This is a genomic window from Vibrio sp. L3-7 (genome assembly GCF_963898195.1).
In the GTDB taxonomy this organism is placed as follows: Bacteria; Pseudomonadota; Gammaproteobacteria; order Enterobacterales; family Vibrionaceae; genus Vibrio; species Vibrio echinoideorum.
In genome coordinates this window covers 217,957-235,017 of sequence record NZ_CAWQUW010000045.1, presented here as the reverse complement: position 1 = coordinate 235,017, position 17,061 = coordinate 217,957, and the positions used below count along the sequence as shown (strand labels likewise).

18 protein-coding genes are annotated in these 17,061 nt (G+C 44.6%); 3 read left to right on the top strand and 15 right to left on the bottom strand.

The features are described 5' to 3' along the window. Positions 1-5 precede the first annotated feature (5 nt). The 13 genes from AACW75_RS21170 to AACW75_RS21110 form a co-directional block, all read right to left on the bottom strand. Positions 6-629 carry a DUF3261 domain-containing protein gene (locus AACW75_RS21170; protein ID WP_145572153.1) on the bottom strand — a complete coding sequence of 208 codons (624 nt, stop codon included), beginning with the start codon at positions 627-629 and terminating at the stop codon, positions 6-8. Further along, positions 626-2,998, bottom strand: coding sequence for an MMPL family transporter (locus AACW75_RS21165; RefSeq protein WP_145572154.1), 2,373 nt, complete (start codon positions 2,996-2,998; stop codon positions 626-628). Before AACW75_RS21165 ends, AACW75_RS21170 begins: the two co-directional genes overlap by 4 nt. Next, entirely contained in the window at positions 2,970-3,668 is a 699-nt protein-coding gene (locus AACW75_RS21160; protein WP_145572155.1) for a LolA family protein, read from the bottom strand. Before AACW75_RS21160 ends, AACW75_RS21165 begins: the two co-directional genes overlap by 29 nt. Further along, a complete protein-coding gene (locus AACW75_RS21155) occupies positions 3,655-4,185 on the bottom strand; it encodes an acyl-CoA thioesterase (RefSeq protein ID WP_145572156.1) in 531 nt (176 codons plus the stop codon). Before AACW75_RS21155 ends, AACW75_RS21160 begins: the two co-directional genes overlap by 14 nt. A 73-nt stretch (positions 4,186-4,258) precedes the next feature. After that, positions 4,259-5,806: an HAL/PAL/TAL family ammonia-lyase gene (locus AACW75_RS21150; RefSeq protein WP_145572157.1), complete on the bottom strand. Its 1,548-nt coding sequence runs from the start codon at positions 5,804-5,806 to the stop codon at positions 4,259-4,261. Then, positions 5,784-7,628 (bottom strand): glycosyltransferase family 2 protein, encoded by a 1,845-nt coding sequence (locus AACW75_RS21145; RefSeq protein ID WP_145572158.1) that lies wholly within the window; start codon positions 7,626-7,628, stop codon positions 5,784-5,786. Before AACW75_RS21145 ends, AACW75_RS21150 begins: the two co-directional genes overlap by 23 nt. After that, positions 7,621-7,983 (bottom strand): ApeI family dehydratase, encoded by a 363-nt coding sequence (locus tag AACW75_RS21140; protein ID WP_145572159.1) that lies wholly within the window; start codon positions 7,981-7,983, stop codon positions 7,621-7,623. Before AACW75_RS21140 ends, AACW75_RS21145 begins: the two co-directional genes overlap by 8 nt. An 89-nt stretch (positions 7,984-8,072) precedes the next feature. Continuing rightward, complete coding sequence (locus AACW75_RS21135; protein WP_145572160.1) at positions 8,073-9,455, bottom strand: AMP-binding protein; 1,383 nt, start codon at positions 9,453-9,455, stop codon at positions 8,073-8,075. A gap of 6 nt (positions 9,456-9,461) precedes the next feature. Beyond that, a complete protein-coding gene (locus AACW75_RS21130; RefSeq protein ID WP_145572161.1) occupies positions 9,462-10,019 on the bottom strand; it encodes a COG4648 family protein in 558 nt (185 codons plus the stop codon). Then, on the bottom strand, positions 10,019-10,276 hold the full coding sequence (locus AACW75_RS21125; RefSeq protein ID WP_004739745.1) for an acyl carrier protein: 258 nt from the start codon (positions 10,274-10,276) through the stop codon (positions 10,019-10,021). The genes AACW75_RS21130 and AACW75_RS21125 overlap by 1 nt, the downstream gene beginning before the upstream one ends. Positions 10,277-10,286: 10 nt before the next feature. Then, entirely contained in the window at positions 10,287-10,547 is a 261-nt protein-coding gene (locus tag AACW75_RS21120; RefSeq protein WP_102445120.1) for a phosphopantetheine-binding protein, read from the bottom strand. A gap of 104 nt (positions 10,548-10,651) precedes the next feature. Beyond that, a complete protein-coding gene (locus AACW75_RS21115; protein ID WP_135455393.1) occupies positions 10,652-11,422 on the bottom strand; it encodes a lysophospholipid acyltransferase family protein in 771 nt (256 codons plus the stop codon). Next, positions 11,419-12,147: a beta-ketoacyl synthase chain length factor gene (locus tag AACW75_RS21110; RefSeq protein ID WP_135455577.1), complete on the bottom strand. Its 729-nt coding sequence runs from the start codon at positions 12,145-12,147 to the stop codon at positions 11,419-11,421. The genes AACW75_RS21115 and AACW75_RS21110 overlap by 4 nt, the downstream gene beginning before the upstream one ends. A gap of 93 nt (positions 12,148-12,240) precedes the next feature. Here AACW75_RS21110 and AACW75_RS21105 point away from each other — a divergent pair, with 93 nt between their 5' ends. Genes AACW75_RS21105 through AACW75_RS21095 form a run of 3 tightly spaced genes read left to right on the top strand, consistent with a single transcriptional unit; the run spans position 12,241 to position 14,999 of the window. Beyond that, on the top strand, positions 12,241-12,630 hold the full coding sequence (locus tag AACW75_RS21105) for a hypothetical protein (RefSeq protein WP_145572162.1): 390 nt from the start codon (positions 12,241-12,243) through the stop codon (positions 12,628-12,630). 28 nt (positions 12,631-12,658) lie between these two features. Then, positions 12,659-13,732 (top strand): methyltransferase, encoded by a 1,074-nt coding sequence (locus AACW75_RS21100; protein WP_017076618.1) that lies wholly within the window; start codon positions 12,659-12,661, stop codon positions 13,730-13,732. A gap of 25 nt (positions 13,733-13,757) precedes the next feature. Then, positions 13,758-14,999 carry an NAD(P)/FAD-dependent oxidoreductase gene (locus AACW75_RS21095; RefSeq protein ID WP_135455390.1) on the top strand — a complete coding sequence of 414 codons (1,242 nt, stop codon included), beginning with the start codon at positions 13,758-13,760 and terminating at the stop codon, positions 14,997-14,999. A 177-nt stretch (positions 15,000-15,176) separates the two neighbouring features. Here the strand turns inward: AACW75_RS21095 and AACW75_RS21090 are convergent, their stop codons facing one another. Both AACW75_RS21090 and AACW75_RS21085 read right to left on the bottom strand, forming a co-directional pair. After that, complete coding sequence (locus AACW75_RS21090; RefSeq protein WP_017075189.1) at positions 15,177-15,683, bottom strand: hypothetical protein; 507 nt, start codon at positions 15,681-15,683, stop codon at positions 15,177-15,179. A gap of 139 nt (positions 15,684-15,822) precedes the next feature. Further along, positions 15,823-16,956, bottom strand: coding sequence for a flagellar assembly protein FlgT (locus AACW75_RS21085; RefSeq protein WP_017075190.1), 1,134 nt, complete (start codon positions 16,954-16,956; stop codon positions 15,823-15,825). Positions 16,957-17,061 lie beyond the last annotated feature (105 nt).

Below are 17,061 nucleotides of genomic sequence, written 5' to 3'. Positions count from 1 at the left end.
AGTGTTCAGCTCTTACTTGGGTTGTCGACAATCGTTGAGTTCAACGTTTGTATAGTGATGGTATAGCCTTGGGTCAAATGCGTGAAAACAATATCGCCGCGAGTTTTGTCAGCTCCGGAATCCGCTTGGTAATCAATTCGAATGATTGCCTGTTGGTTATCGTCAAACACTGTGCGGCTGTTTTTTGTGTCGACCAAATGCCAGCCGATACTTTCTAAAGGTTGAGTCCACGCTTCAACTGGCCATAGGGTCAGCATTAAATTAAATAGCACCTGTTCGGGTTGCGGCAGGGTCGCCCCAAGGCCAGATAAAACCTGTGTATCAATCACTTGGTTTTGGTACTGCAGTGACAAAATTCGAGTACCCCAAGATGAAAAACCAGCTAACACCACTTTATCTGGTGTCACTTCAACTTGGACAGGAAGTTGTTGAGTCTCCTCTTGCCAGGTCGCGTTAATCAACTGGCTCGCCGTAAATGAGTATCCAAGCTCAGAAGGCAAAGGTAAGGCTAATTCGGTGTCATTATCGATAGACACACTTGCGCCAGTCGGCTGTTGAGAAACCATTGAACAGGCACTGAGTAGTAAACCCAATACAACGCCCAGCGTTATCTGTATTGTATTTTTCATCTAAAAGCCTCATGAGGTTTTGGTTTTCTTGCGGCTTTCTCTGTATTGATTGCGAGTGGAGAAAGCAACCACGCCACAAAAATACCCGTTAAGACGGTAACGCCGAAACTATGAATGGCATGAGTCTGACTTAGTGACAGTAAACCAAATGAAAGCAGCGTCGTGAGGCCAGACAAGGTAATGGCTAACAAGGTGCTCAGTGATTTCTTCTGCTCAGCAAAGAAAAGGGTGTAGTCGATGCCAATCCCTAGAATCAGAATCAGACCCAGTAAGTTAAACAGGTTTAAGGTCGAACCTAAAACGCCGGTGATCGCTAGCCCTGCGATTCCCGCAATCAAAGACGGCAACAGCATCAACAGGCTCTGTTTTACGCCATAGCGCCAACCTAAAACCATTCCAATGGCTGCCAATGCTATTAATAATAGTTCGGTGATCTTGACTCTGTATTCAGCAAAAAGCGACGATATTTCATCGGCCTTATTGAGGAACTTAACATCTTGTTGCTGAGCAAAATCTGAACCAAGCCATTGAGAGAACAGCTCTGAGTCAGTGACATCTTTGATTAAAATAACAGACGCAGCTTGTCCATCTATCGGCCTCAACCAAAGAGGACGAATGGGTTCTGATACTGGTGATGCTAAAAACCCATCAACTGTTATTGGTTCATAGTTAGGAAGCTCAGGGAAACTCGACCAACCTAATGTGGTTTGTAATGTTGAGCTCTGATTAGCGTAGAGCTGTTTCACCAGCCGATAGTTTTCATTTTGCTCATGCTCACTTGGCAGGTGTTGATTGACGCTGCGATATCCTGAGATGCCTCGCTTCTCGATCAATGAATCTAATTCAGAGGTGATCAATGCCAATTTTTTCAGTAATGCTTGATTACTTTTCGCAGTCACCAACAGCATATTTTGACCACTGCCTAATCCTGAAATCTCAGTGATGGCTTGCTCTTGCTGTTTGAGCTGTTCTGGCATTGCCTGAAGTTGGCGTATATCGTCGTCGTAACGAATTTGACTGAGTGACATTATGCTAACGACAGTCACCGTTAACGGTAAGCCTATTCTGAATTTTGGCTTGCTCCATACACTCAACCAACTATGCCAAAGCTTCGCTAGGGGGAGTGGACGTTCCTGACTTGGTTTCGCCGCTAAAACGGGGTACCAACACACTACACTGGCGTAAGCTGCAATGAGTCCAATTGACGAGAACAAAGCAAGCTGTTGTAAGCCTGGGAAAGGTGCAACAAGCAAGCCTAGGTAGCCAATCAAGCTAGTAATAAGCCCCAAGCTGATCGCAATAAGGATATGTTGCAACCCTTTTTTACTTTGCCATTTACTTCCTGCCGCTAAGCGATCGGTAAGGAAGTGAAAAGAGTAATCGATTGATACGCCGATCAAACTGGCACCGAACACTAAGCTGAACAAGTGAATTTTGCCGAAGATAGCGACGGTGCTCGCGAGTGCAACCAGTAATCCAGTACTTATCGAAAGTAGAGACAAGACAAGTGGTAGGGCGCTACGAAATGTCAGCCACACCAACAAAATAACGCCAGCTAACGATCCTAAACCAATGGTGCTGATCTCAGATTTTGCACTTTGAGTGCCATAATTAGCGTAGAAAACCACGCCAGTGTGCTGAACTTTGACGTCAAATTGCTTCTCTATGTCTCGCTCTAAAGCGTCAAGTGCCGGAAGTTGCTCTTGAATAGCCAAGCTATAGGGAGAGCCAGCCAAGGTTGCGGTAACCAAAATGTGTGACTGATCTTGCGATTGCGCCGTTAGGTAGCCCTCTTTAAGGCTAAAGTTACTCGAACGAGTACCAACTTCGCTAATGTAGTCTCGAAATAACAAAAAAGGATCGAGTGTCAGTTCGGCTGCAGTGACGCCTGAAAATGGATTGTATAACGACTGAATTACATGTTGAGCGCGAGATTCGGGCGAGTGTACCAGTGTTTCTTTTTGTTGAACGGTCAACAGTTGAGCCCGATGACGAAAATAGAAATCGCTCCATTGGCTTTGAGTGCTGGCGTTGATTTTGCCTTGCACGTGCTTAAAAAGAGTTGGCTGACTGGAGAACGCTCTTTGGTTGAGGGCTTTTTCAAAAGCATTAGTGGCAGCGGTGGCATGTTCGATATCAGAGCCACTTATTATGAAGACGACTTGCTCACTCATCGAGTTGGAAATCTGTTGAAAGGCTTGTTCTACCATAGGATCTTGCTGGTTTTCTGGCAGCAATTTCATAATGTTGCTTTCAATCGGTACTGAAGAAGAAAAAGCGAACTGTTTGATTAACAGTCCGCTAAATAGCACCACGACAACAAGCCAAATAAGGGCAAGGCTAGAGTTGGAATTGTTGCGCTTCAGCATCTGATAATACTTCCGGTTGATGGCTTAGCTGGCTAAATTCGATCACTGTGCTGTCTCCACGAATCTCTTTCAGCTCAATGCGTTCAATATCGTTGTTACCTTGTAGTGTGATGGCTTCAAATACCGCATTCATTGGCGCACTTTTGGGCTTTAGAGTGAGCATCCATGACGTACCCTCTGTGCTTTCATTTGCACTTTCATCTGAGCTTTGCTCAGTCGCGGGTTCAAATGACAGTGAGAACTGCTCTTGGAGTTTTTGAGTATCACCGTGGAACACCGATAGGAATATATGGCTGAAATAAAACGCCATTGGGTTTTCTTGGTCGGTGATGATCTTAGCTGGTTGATCAGCAAACCTTTGGCTCAGTTTGTTGTCGGTTAGCACCAAGCTCACAGGGAAGGGTGTCGCTTGTGTCCAAAGTAAACCATTCGATTTGTCTAACAGGAAAGTACCTTGTGATGTTAAAGGCTGAGCGAACATTTCCATATTGCGTGTTTGAGTAAACTCTCCACGCACGATGTTGTTTGCACTTAATACTGTTTGAAGATCTGAAATAGAGCCAACCGTAGCTGTACTTTCATTAGCAATAACAAAGCTACTCGCCATCACAGAGGCAAGCCCTAGTAGTGCGATGCTGATTTGCTTACGTCCGTGTTTAAACAGACTCATGTTTCACCTGCTGCTGTGTGTTAGTTGCTTGAGATTGATCGGATAGCGGATTATTTGATTGAGTGGTGTTTGATTGTGGCAAACAGCCAAATTGGTGCCAATGATCGATTTTATCGGTAAATATTTTCGGCGAAGCAAAACACATTTCTTGTTCTTCAATGGTCACCGCAACCTGCATGGTATGAGCTCGCGTCATACGAACTCCAGTGTTGGCATCGTGAATCTCGTAGTCAACACGCAAGCGATTTTCCCACTCGGTCAGCTTAGCTGATACCTTGATCTGATGATTAAAAGGGATCGCTTTAATGTACTTTACGCGCGTGTCGATGATTGGCCACATGTAGCCGGAATCCTTCATCTCATGATAGTTGTACTCAATCTTATCCATCATGATGCGCCTTACTTCTTCAAAAAATCGGAAGTAGTTGCCGTGATAGATCACGCCCATCGGGTCGGCATCTTGGAATGAGGTAATTAGAGTTACCTCAGATTGTAGTGGATGAAGGATTTCAGACATAAATCGCTCTCAACAATATTGCGTAAAGGGTTGGTTACTTTATGAGGTTAGCTACTCTATGAGGTTAACTACTCTATGAGTAAAGTGACCAGTGTTGACTTTGAATACGAGCAATGAAGTGGCGTAGATCGCCTTCAAGTGGTCGATCTTCTACGATAAACTCAAATTCTTTGAGTACTTCGTCGCGAATGTGCTTTAGGTTTTCACTCATGTGGTGCTCATCAAGCTCATTATGACGTTTACGAAGCTCAAGTGCTTGTGTACCCGCCAGAAGTGATGCTGCTGCCACTTGTTCCGTTAGCTCTAGAACGCGTAAGCAGTCACGAGCTGCGATGGTGCCCATACTGACTTTGTCTTGGTTGTGGCACTCGGTTGAACGAGAGAACACGCTTGCCGGCATGGTGTGTTTCAATGCCTCTGCTGTCCAAGCTGAAACGCCAATCTGCACCGCCTTGAAGCCGTGGTTGATTGGCTTACGTTCGCCTTCAGCGCCTGTTAGGTTAAATGGCAGGCCGTTATTGAACTTGTAGTCCATTAGCTGTGCCATTTGGCGATCAAGTAGGTCTGCAAGGTTGGCTACCGCTGTTTTTAGTGTATCCATTGCCATTGCGATATGGCCACCGTAGAAGTGTCCACCGTGCAGTACGCGCTCATTGTCGCCATCGATAATTGGGTTATCGTTAGCGCTGTTTAGCTCGTTCTCAATCATTTGGCGTAGCCAAGGTAGAGAGTCTTGAACCACACCAATAACATGTGGAGCACAACGCAGTGAATAACGATCTTGTAGGCGGTCACTGTTGCGTGGTGGGCGATCCGCTTGTAAGTCATCACGCAGCCATACAGCAACTTGTTGTTGACCTGGATGAGGTTTCACTGCGAACAAGGCTTCATCGAAGTGGAAGTCGTTGCCTTGCATACCCACAGATACCATTGCCGTTATCTTAGTCGACAGCTGAGCTAGATATTCTGCACGTTTGTAGGCGATACAAGCCAGAGCCGTCATTACTGACGTGCCATTCATCAATGCCAAGCCTTCTTTTGGCTTAAGCTTGATAGGGTTAATTCCTAGCTCTTTGTAGACGTCACTAGTAGGGCGAACTTCGCCTTTGTAGATAACATCGCGCTCACCAATCAGTGCGGCCGCTAAGTAAGACAGCGGCGTTAAATCACCACTGGCACCCACCGAACCTTCTTGAGGAATACGCGGTGAGATATCTTGGTTGATCAGAGTAACGATCTGGTTGAGCAAATCATGAGTCACACCAGAGACACCTTGCGATAAAGAACAAAGGCGCGTTGCTAATACCGCACGAGATTGTTCGTGAGACAATATTTCGCCTAAACCACAGCCATGAAAGCGTGTTAAATGCAGTGGTAGCTCATCAACTAGGTTTGGCGGAATCGCAACGGTACATGAGTCACCGTAGCCCGTTGTCACACCATAGATCACGCCTTCTTCTTTCAATAGGCGCTCTAAGAAAGCGACACCACGGTCGATCTTAGATGTGAAGGCTTCACTTGAGTTCATCGAGGCTTTTGCGCCTTGTGAGATAGCGACAACATCCTCAATCGTGAGGCGTTCGGCACCAAAGGTGATGCTATTTGGATTCTTTTTCGTCATGGTGCTTGCTCAATGTCCAAAAATTAAAAAAGTTGTACCACTGAAGCGGTGCTTTCAGTGTGTAGTGCTGAAGTCGATTTGCGTATTTTTGCACGACTTGCTGTAAAGATTGTTCGCGAGTCTTTCTTGGTAGTTCTATCTTGTCGCTAAAATGCTCAAAATAGACATTAAAATGAGGCTTAGATTGTGAGTCATCACGTAGCCCAAATAATAGAAATACTGGTGCTTTGAGAACAGAGGCTAACATAAATGGTCCTTGAGGGAAGGGCGCTTCCTTACCCAAGAACTCTGCCCATACTGAACGGCTCTCTTTGCTGGTGGAAGTTCTATCGCCGACAATCACGATCCATTCGCCTTGCTCCAGCTTCTGTTGTAACAAGATAGCCGTATCAGGCCCCATCGAGGTCACTTGAATCAAGTTTAAGTCAGACTGCGGGTTGACCGCTTTCATCACTGAATTGAAACGCTCAGCGTGCTCGGTGAAAACCAGTGCATTGATTTTGATGTTTGAGTGTCTGCGACCTAAAGCGCGGCACAATTCGATATTGCCAAGATGAGAACCCAGAATCAGCACACCTTGTTGGTTTGCCACCATGCTCTCAAATTGTTCTTGACCATGAATGCTCAGGTTATCGACCGAAAAATCCCCTTTCCATGCAGCCAACTTGTCTAGCATGGTATGGCCAAACGAGAGCAGATGGTTATAACTGGTTAATTTCGCTGGTAACTCAATATTCTGTTGTTCAGCGTATGCCTTAAGCTGAAATAGGTACTGTTCTGAGGCGTTTCGTGCACGTGTGCCCGTTAGATGGTAGTAACGCATCACACCGCGTAAAATCAGATTAAATACGCCTCGGCCTAACAAGGTATAAACGGCCAATAACAGTTTGATTCCCAGCACAGTGCCGCGTTCTTGAGTACGTGACCAATGGGGTTGTTCTGAACCTATCTGTTTTGAATTTATCTGTTTTGAATGTACCTGTCTTGAATCTGCCGAGGAATCTTGGCTATTTTCAGCCGATAACTTCTTCGCTGAATCCGACTTGAAATGACGCGCGATCAGTTTTGGTGCTCTTGGCAGCATGCCGAAGAACAGTCGCGTGTGCATCCAACTGATTTTTACGTTGTCCCACAGTGCATCGAAATGAGATATACCATTCTCTGGGTAGATAACACGCGTTTCAACGAAGTCGATATCGCAGCCTTCCCAATACAGGCGAACCAGAATCTCGATATCAAAGTCCATTCTCGAACCGACATCGTATTTATTCAGTACGGTTTGCGTCTTATCAATTGGATACGCTCTAAAGCCACACATGCTGTCTTTAATCGAGAGAGATAGGGTTTCTATCCATACCCAGATATGTGTCGCGTAACGTCCGTAGAGCCTTGCCTTAGGCACGCTCTCGTCATAGACCGGTTGACCAGAGATAAGGCGTTGTGGCTTAGCTTGTGACGCTTCGATTAATGCGGGCAGGGCATCTAAGTCGTGTTGGCCGTCTGCATCAATTTGGATGGTGTGGCTAAAGCCGAGCTCTTGCGCTCGCTTGATGCCAGCCTTTACTGCACCACCTTTACCTTGGTTCTGCTCAAGTGTCACCAGAGTTACGCTTGGGTTATCAGCAAGGGGAGTCAAAAACTGTTTGGTTGCGAGTTCACTTCCATCATCAACAATAATAATCGGCAGTTCGAACTTAAGAAGTGATGAGACCACAGTTGGCATGGTGGCACCGTGGTTAAAGCACGGGATTAGGAAGCAAGCGTTGTAGCTACTTTCTTTTAGAGTTTGTTGATAAGCAGCATCGGCAGGAGCGCTATTCACTTTTCTCTCCCAGCTTCATTTTTCCTGAAGAGTGGGTTTGTTCACCGTTGTTCGATGTGTAACTGAAGATTAATTTATCTTTATCGGCTTCCCATTTCAGTGAAAGCTGGATAGTTGAGTCAGGCAAGATAGGCTCTTGGAATTTGATGACCTCCATGCCTTTAAAGTAACCAGGGACACCTAGCTCTTGAACTGCGTAGTGAAGTGCCCAATCAATCTGTGTAACGCCAGGAAGAATAGGAAAGCTCTTGAAGTGCCCCTTAAAATCGGTGATGTCTCCAGTAATTTGGAGTGTCAGGGTCGATTCTTTCTCTGCAGTGTCAACAGCAATTACGTTTGGTTTTCTCTTATCCATAGCGCGTGCTTAGAATCCTTGGGCTGAAAATGGGTGTTCTGACAAAAATATAAAAAGACAGTCTCAGTGTAAAATACGATCAGCGGTTTCTATGATTTTATTAGCTGTTCGATGTGAGACGTTAATCGCTTACCTTGGCTGTTGAGTGGAATCTCATCAACAATACGATACTTTCTTGGGATAGCGATCGGTTCTAACCACTTTCTAAGTTCTGAACGCAGCATCAACCAGAATTTACCTTTACTCATGGTGGCGAGAGTTGCTTGGCCTTCCTCTGATAATACTAAAACTGAAGCTAAGATTAAGCGCTCAGGTTCTTCAAACGGAATTACCACGCATTCGGTTATCCAGGGTAGTTGTTCTAATCGTTTTTCCACTTCTACCAGTGATACTCGTTTCTCTTCTATCTTGATCACTCGGTCGGTTCGGCCTTTCAATATAAATTGATTATCCGAAACCATTTCGCACTCATCGGCGGTTTGATACCAGTTGTTTTTGTCGATGTACGGCGACAATAACTTAATGCAATTCTCACTGTTGAGACTAGCCTCAATACAGTCAAAAAGCTGCCAAGGCGTTTGAGCGCTCTCTTGCTGACGAAATGCGATGCCACCGGTTTCTGTGCTGCCAAATACCTCGATAGGTAGATGACCAAGCAGGTTTCGTGACTGGTGAGCCGATTCGGTGGGTAAAGGGCCACCAGAAGAGAACACACCAGCTAGCTGTGCAGACTTTGTCTCGTGTTTTAATCGTTTGAGTAGCGCAGGGCTGCTGATCAGCACGCTCTGTTTGTTAGCGTGAGATAGGATCTGCTCAGGGTATTCGAGATTGTGTCGAGCAAACGGAACGCCAGAACAAAGCGGCCATAAGATTCGAAATAACAGACCATAGATATGTTGGTGTGAGACCGTACTGTGGATACGGTTCCCTTTAAGCAACTTGCCCCAGTTTTTATCTAACTGAGCAATCTCAATATCTAGGTGTTCTAGTGTTTTATTGATTGCCTTTGGCGTGCCACTTGAGCCTGAAGTAAATAAGGTCAATTGGATTTCTGCTAAATAAATGGCGGGAAGATTATCGGCTAGAAGCTCTTGTTTTTCGGTGTCTAATAAGGTTCGGATATTGCGAACTTCACTTATTTCCACTGCACCAATCGCATCATCGACTAGCAGACTGTCAAAGTGTTCACTCAACTCGGCAAGTGCGCAAGGTTGATAGTTACCCGGTAAGATGATGTGTTTGTTGGTTACCGTACATGCCAAAAAGGCCACAGAAAATAGGTAGCTGTCTTGGGTACAAATCGCGACTCGTTTAAAAGGGGATGAAGATAAAAGGTCGACGAGTCGAGATAAGTCGTCGTTAAATGTTTGCCACGTAATCTCGCTATTGTCGTCAAAGCAGACAATAGAATCTGGCGATCTGTTCTGGCTGAGAAGCGCAGACAAGGAAGTGTAAGAGACGGTTTGGGTCATAACAATTTAACTCTGACGAATGCGCTGTCTAACTACCCACTCACCCGCAAAGAGTAACCCGGCAAACAAATAGCTGAGTAGGCCATTGTATAAGGTCCAGATTTCAAGCGGTTGGAAGCAAGTGTAAAGCGCGATTGAGCCATTGATAACGAAGAACAGACACCAAACCTTGGTGACTTTTCGCGTGTAATCAACGCCACTTTGCGGAAGTTCAGGCTCTTGGAGGCGAGCAAGGCGCTCGATAATCGTTTGAGGTTGCCATAGGCTTGAAGCAAATACAGCCAACATACAAACATTAACGATGACGGGATAATAGGTTAACCAACCATGCTGCTTGAAGGTTAATCCTAGTGCTAGCAGAACAATTCCGGCACTTCCGCTGATCCAAGCTAAGTGTTTTAGCTCTTTTATTTTAGCCTGCCCGCCAGAGAAAATACGAACAGCAAAGATAACGGCCAAGACGATACCAACGGTTTGTAGACCAAACTTGTTGAGTCCAAAGTAAACCGCTATTGGATAAGTGAACAGTATGATTGCCGACAGTAAAGTCAGCAGAGGACGCATTATGCGTCCTTCAAAAGTTCAACCACAGACTCTACAACGTCATTAACGGTGCGTACTGCTTTGAACTCTTCAGGTTTGATCTTCTTACCTGTTACGTTCTGTAGATGAACGACCAAATCGACAGCATCAATGCTGTCTAGGTCGAGATCGAGATAAAGGTGTGCTTCAGGAGTGATATCTTCAGCATCAAGCTCAAACAGCTCAATCAGCGCATCTTTAACCTGGTTGTATACTTCTTGTTGGTTAGCTTGTGTCATAAAGATCTGTCTAGTTGTTCGTTTGAGATGAGATGTAATTCGCTAGGTTTTCAACCGAGGCAAAGTGCTGGCGAGTGTTTGAATCGTCGGCATCGATGATAATGTTGTACTTTTTCTTGATAGCAAGACCAAGCTCAAGTGCATCGATAGAATCTAGTCCAAGTCCATCACCAAATAGTGGAGCTTCTGTTTCAATTTCATCAATGCTCATATCTTCAAGGTTTAACGCGTCGATGATTAGTTGTTTCAGTTCGTTGTGTAATGTTTCCACTTTGGCCTACTTAATGCTTTATCTAAATGCTGCTTCAATGGGGCGATTCTACATTATGCGATGTATTTTCGAAATGCCGATATCGCCTGCTGTTTATTGATTATCTAAATGTTTTCTTCGGAAGGGAAAATAGTATATGCAAGATGGTGATTAAGGCGTCTTGCTGCCGAAGTTAAGTTGTTCGAATTCTCAATAAATGGTGCGACTTCTATTTTACCTTTCACCGCAATATGAAAAAAGGGTTTCGTCGCAGGAACTTGATACCATTTTTTCTCTTTCGTTAAGAATGTCGGAGAAACCGTAATATGAATCACGCGTAAATCGGTTTGTGTTCGAGTAGCAATTTGCGCCGCACCACGTTGTAATGATGGTTCAATTCCTGGTGTTGTGCGAGTCCCTTCGGGAAAAACCAGTAGTACATTGCCACGAGAGAAACGTTCTTCACAGCGTTCTAAAAGATCGTCAGGTGCTTGGTTTGGTATATAACCTGCCGCTTTAACGATCCTCTTCATAAAAGGGTTTTCCCATATTGCCGCTTTAACGAGGCAGTCACACTGAGGCAATTGAGATGCGATCAAAACATAGTCAATCAAGCTCGGGTGGTTGGCTACGATGATGCAGTTGCGATCTTCGCGCAGCAATTCGGCGCCATCAATTCTGTAATCAATTGCGCCTGTAAACTTCATGATTTGGCAAAAGGCATTGAATGAAAAACGAATCAGTCGTTGAGCCTTAAGCTCTTTTTTAATGGTGTTAGATGTGGTGAGTGCGATCGACGGCAAGATCAAGAAGCTGAGAACTAAGCCTCCTAGACCAAAGATGGAGAAGCAAAGCCCTGTCGCGAATACTCGCCAATATTGATCGACCTTACTCATTCTTGAGTTCCAGTTTTGGCGTTATTTGTCCAAGACCAAGTTTGATTTTTACCTGTAATTATCCAACGCTGTGTATCCAAAAGGATATGTTGCAGCGTTTGTAGGCCTTGCGGTAACTCTGAAAATGATTGGTTGGCTTCTATCGTTCTCGAAATAGAGTAGTCATCGCCGGCTGTGAGAATTAAGCCTAACGCGTAATCTGCGTAGTTTTGTGTCTCGTACTCTTGGTAGAGATCTGGCAGAGGTTGGTCGAAATCAATGACTAAAACACGGTGTGATGGATGCTGGTGGAGATAAAGGTACGCCTCAATCAATGCATTGTGGAAGGTGTCTTGTCCGGCCGCTATTGAGGTCAGTGGAATCGGTGCTTTCGCGGCAATTGTTGTTAGGCCTGCTGCGGTATTGTGCACGGATTGGGAAAACGCCATTGGCGAGGCGTCATCACCTTCTAATATCGATTGAATTAATGTAGCCGTTCGGTGCAGTTCACCATGTCGACTGGCAAACACTAGGTAATCAATTGAAGTGTCTTTTAATAGCGTTAATGCGGTTTGGACCGCAAGCTTGCTTTGCACGCTCATTCGACGACGCATCATTGGAGGGATGGCTTTAAATTCAGTTGTACCATTATCTGGCCAAGCTAAATTAGTGCTCCATGTTTGCCATTCGGCATCAGAATTAAGACCGGCCGCATTTGCAGACCATTTCTCAATATTAAACGACATTAATTTGGATTGATTTGACATAGAGTATTGATTTGCTTTGGGTCTAACTAAATACTATGCGCGCTTATAAATAAACACAGGTAAGGAATTTAAATGAAATTACTAAAAATAGTCGTTTCAATATTGTTCATGTTGGTTCTTGCAGGCTGCGGACGTGTACAGCCAGTAATGAATGTTGAGGATACTCCAGTTGCACTGAATCTTCAAAGTAAACAGGTGAAATCAGCTATTTATGAATCAGCTAAGAACCGAGGTTGGTTGGTTTCAGAAATACAGCCTGGCTTGATTCGTGCTGAGTTGTATGTGCGCTCACATCATGCTGTGGTTGAAATTCCTTATAGTGACAAGTTTTACTCTATTCTTTACGTTGAATCAGAGAATTTGAAGTATGACGATGGTGAAATACACCGTAATTACAACCGCTGGGTGAATAACTTAAACGTTGATATTAAACGTAAGCTTGCACAAATGTCAGCTGAGTAACCCTCCATTATTTAAAGTTAGGTTTTTCGTGTCGGAATATAAATTAGATCCATTCAACGCATTAGAAGCGAAAACAGAAGCGCAAAAATTGTCTTTCGCTCCCATTGTTTTTCATACCGCTCGCACACTTCGAGACCTAGGTATTTTAAAAGCCTTAGATGACGCGGGTAATGATGGCTTACCAGCAGAGACTATCTCTGAGGTAACCGGTGTGTCCGAGTATGGTGTAAAAGTTCTGCTTGATATGGCGTTAAGCGCTCATATTGTTACTTGGGAAAAGCCTAACTATAAAATGGCTAACCTCGGTTTCTACCTTTTGCACGATGGCATGACCAGCGCAAACATGGATTTCACAGCCGATGTTTGTTACGCCGCGATGATGCATCTAACCGAAGCGATTGAAGAAGGTACACCTGCCGGCCTGAAAGAACTGGGAGATTGGGAAACCATTTACCAAGGTTTATCTCAATTGCCAGAAAAAGCAAAAGAGAGTTGGTTTAAGTTTGATCACTTCTATTCAGACCGTTCGTTCCCTGTTTTGCTTGAGAAAGTCTTCAGCAAGAAACCTAAATCGCTGGTGGATATTGGCGGTAACACGGGTAAGTGGGCAATGCAGTGCTGCAACCACGACTCAGATGTTGAGATAACAATTGTCGACTTGCCACAGCAACTAGAAATGGCAATGGCAAACGCGACACAACATGGCCATCAAGACCGAGTGACGCCATTCCCAGCTAACATGCTCGACAAACAACAAGCGTTGCCTACAGGCGCGGATGTGTGGTGGATGAGCCAGTTCCTTGATTGCTTCTCGCCAATGGAAATTCTGAGCATATTAAAGCGTGTTCGCTCTCATATGTCAGAAGAGGCGACGGTCTATATCCTTGAACTGTTTTGGGATGCACAGAAATACGATGCGGCTTCTTATAGCTTAAACGCGACTTCTCTTTACTTCACTTGCTTGGCCAACGGCAACAGCCGTTTTTATCGCAGTGAAGATTTCTTAGAGATCGTTGAAGAAGCTGGCTTTGAAGTGGTGACCCGTACCGACGATATCGGCCTTGGTCATACGCTTCTTGAACTGAAAGCTGGCGCGCAATAAAAAATAACAAACATGGCTTAAATTAATGAAAAAACTGTCAACTCAAGTAGTGATCATCGGAGCTGGGCCATCAGGGTCTATTGCCGCGTCTTTGCTTCATAAAAAAGGCATCGATGTTCGAGTGATTGAAAAGAGCCTTTTCCCGCGCTTTTCGATTGGTGAAAGCCTACTACCTGCTTGCATGGAAGTGATTGAACAAGCTGGGATGAGCGAAGCGGTGGCTGACGCTAACTTCCAATTTAAAGATGGTGCAGCCTTTCGTAAAAATGGTGTGTACACCGCGTTTAATTTTGAAGATAAGTTCTCTGCTGGGCCGGGAACCACGTTTCAGGTTCAAAGAGGTACCTTTGATAAGGTGTTAGCCGATAGTGCTGAAGCGCAAGGCGTCAACATTGATTACCAACATGAGTTGATGGACATTAATTTCGCCGAAGATCGCTCTATCTTAGACGTACAAGTGCAGGATGGAGAGCGCTATCAAATAGAAGCGCAATACGTGCTAGATGGTAGTGGCTTTGGTCGAGTGCTTCCTAAAATGCTTAACTTGGAAGAGCCGTCATCACTTCCACCACGTAAAGCTATTTTCACACACATTCACGATCATATTTCAGAGGTCGAGACCGACCTGGAGTATGACCGTAACAAAATCCTGATCTCCGTGCATCCAACCAACCCTGATGTTTGGTATTGGTTGATCCCGTTTAGTAACGGTGTGTCTTCGTTTGGTATTGTCGGGGAGCCTAAGTTCTTTGAATCATACCCAGAAGACAAGATTGCCGCGATTAAGCAACTGGTAACCGAAGAGCCGGGTTTGGCTGAGATACTGGCAAATGCAGAGTACCCGAACCCTGCGGGTGAAATCGGTGGTTATTCTGCCAATGTGAAGCACTTGGCGACCGATAAATATGCCTTGCTAGGGAACGCCGGTGAGTTTCTTGATCCTGTGTTTTCATCAGGCGTGACGATTGCGATGAAGTCGGCTCAGTTTGCGGTCGAGTGCGTGGAAAAGCAGCTCAATGGTGAGAAGGTTGATTGGGACCGTGATTATGCGGATCCGCTTATGGTTGGCGTAAACACCTTTAGAACGTATGTTGAAGGCTGGTACTCAGGTACTTTGCAGGATGTGATTTTCTATCAAGCTCCAAACCCGAAGATTAAACAAATGGTGTGCTCAATTTTGGCTGGCTACGCATGGGATCAAACCAATCCTTATGTGAAAGAATCGCGGCGCCGACTGGCGACTCTTGCTGAGATATGCCGAAGCTAGGTTGTCTATTTAATCTGTGAGAACATTCTAAATCGCTATTAGGGTTAGCTTACAAACAAAAACAGCCGCAATAGCGGCTGTTTTTATATCTGGTCAATTTTGAGTAGATAGCTTTAATCATTAACGAATTAACGAATTAACGAATTAACGAATGAACCAAATCGAGCGAATCTCGCATCACTTCAAGTCGATACTGTTGAGTCGTCCCATAAACATAAGCAAATCAATCACATCTTTATGTGCATCAAGCAGTGCTCTCTTAGTTTGACTATAAGCGGCAAGTCGCCCGTGCTTTCTGATTGAGCACACTTTGGTTTTGTATTTGTAGTCGCCGTTGTCTGAGAATACACGCCACTTAGCGATGTAGCACTCGTCACGGTGTTCAGGATCGCTTTGGGTTGGATTAGGCTTGAATACAATCTTAGGTTCCAAACTATGCGGTAAGCGCGTCATAAGGTAAGGCTCTTTGAGGACTTTAGGCCAAAACTTACCCCAAAGCTGTCTGCCCAGTTCGTCTCTTAATTTGATGGTTTTCTTTAGTGCTTTATCCTCACCCATACGAACAAAGCCGACAGAACGATGCAGTACCGTATCGTCGGGAGTATGAATGTGGATTTTAAAAGCGGTTTTACCTTTCGAGATAAAGCGGTAACCGGTAGCACCAATTAGATTATTCAGGCTCATAGTTTGCTAAGTGATGATTATATTATTAATAAGGTTACGACAAATACGCCAAAACCGAAACTAATCATCGTGAAAAAAATAAAGCCTTAACAAAAGTGCTAAGGCTATATTAGAAAGTATGAAACGTGAGTGTCGTTAACTACATGATTTTCTGCATTACATCACCAATTTGAATACTTCCAGCAAGGCTTGGTTGATCAATCGTCAGTTCAGCTTCGTTTTCGTAAACGCGAGAAACAGTGAGTGTGATATCACTTTGAGAGACTTTATTACGCGGTAAACCTTGTTGATCGATAAAAGAGCCGGTGTGCCACAGCTGCAGTTTGTCGCCTTGTTGGACGCCATGCATTCGACCTAAATCAATGGTCACAGTATTGCCAAACACAGCGGCAACTTCTGGAAGGGTGATCTTACATGACACTTCAGATTCTAAGTCCAACATAATATTGCGGCTGACGCGAAGCATCATGCTGCCGTAGGTAGATGCCCAGAAACGCGCACTACGTGTATCGACTTCACTGGTCTTAGCGAATGGCCATTTTGCCACCTCACGATAGCTACGGTTATAAACCTGATGACCTGTTTTGCCATCGAAGACTTGCATTTCTAAGGCAAACTGGCGGTTTATAATGTCGTCTTTTAGAAGCTTGGATTCAATGGTCGCAGTTAAATCGGTGATATCACCGCCGATAATGTACTGTGCTCCCGTGTCTTGTGCGATCATTTTGATGACTTCAGGTCGACGCCTGTCGATGTCGTAATTTGTCGTGCCAACAGAAACAAAGCTGCGAGATTCTTGAGCTAACTGTCGATCTACGACATGACTGAAATCATCACCGATGTTGTAGATTCTGCCCATCACCGCTTGTTGAGGGGAGGTCACGTCAATGTTGCCGACCAAAAATGTCTTCTTATATTGGCTTTCATGGCAAGCATTTGCCGAAGGGTAGATATCAACCCTTGCAGTAATCATTATATTGCCACCGCGTGTCTTCTCTTTATCTACCAAGATGTAGCGCACTTCGTGATTGGTAAACTGGAACTCTTTTTTGTTCGCATCCAGATAAGGCGTGAGGTTAGAGATGCTACCAATATCAGCCCCTGAGAACTGTACTGCTTTATATACCGCGTCTTCCAGGGCGTGGATCCTTGCGGCTTCCTCTGACGATACGATCGCTGCTGTACCGGTAACTTCATACCAAGAGGCATGAGCACTGAAGCTTATTGTTATCAGTGAACTTATTGAAAATAAGTAAGAAATTATTTTTTTCATCTATTCGTTACCAGTTGGGTATAAATATTGCTTAACAAATAACTATAAGCTTGAAGCTGACTTAAGTGCGTTTTTCTTAATCTGAACCATTAATGAAAAGCAAGG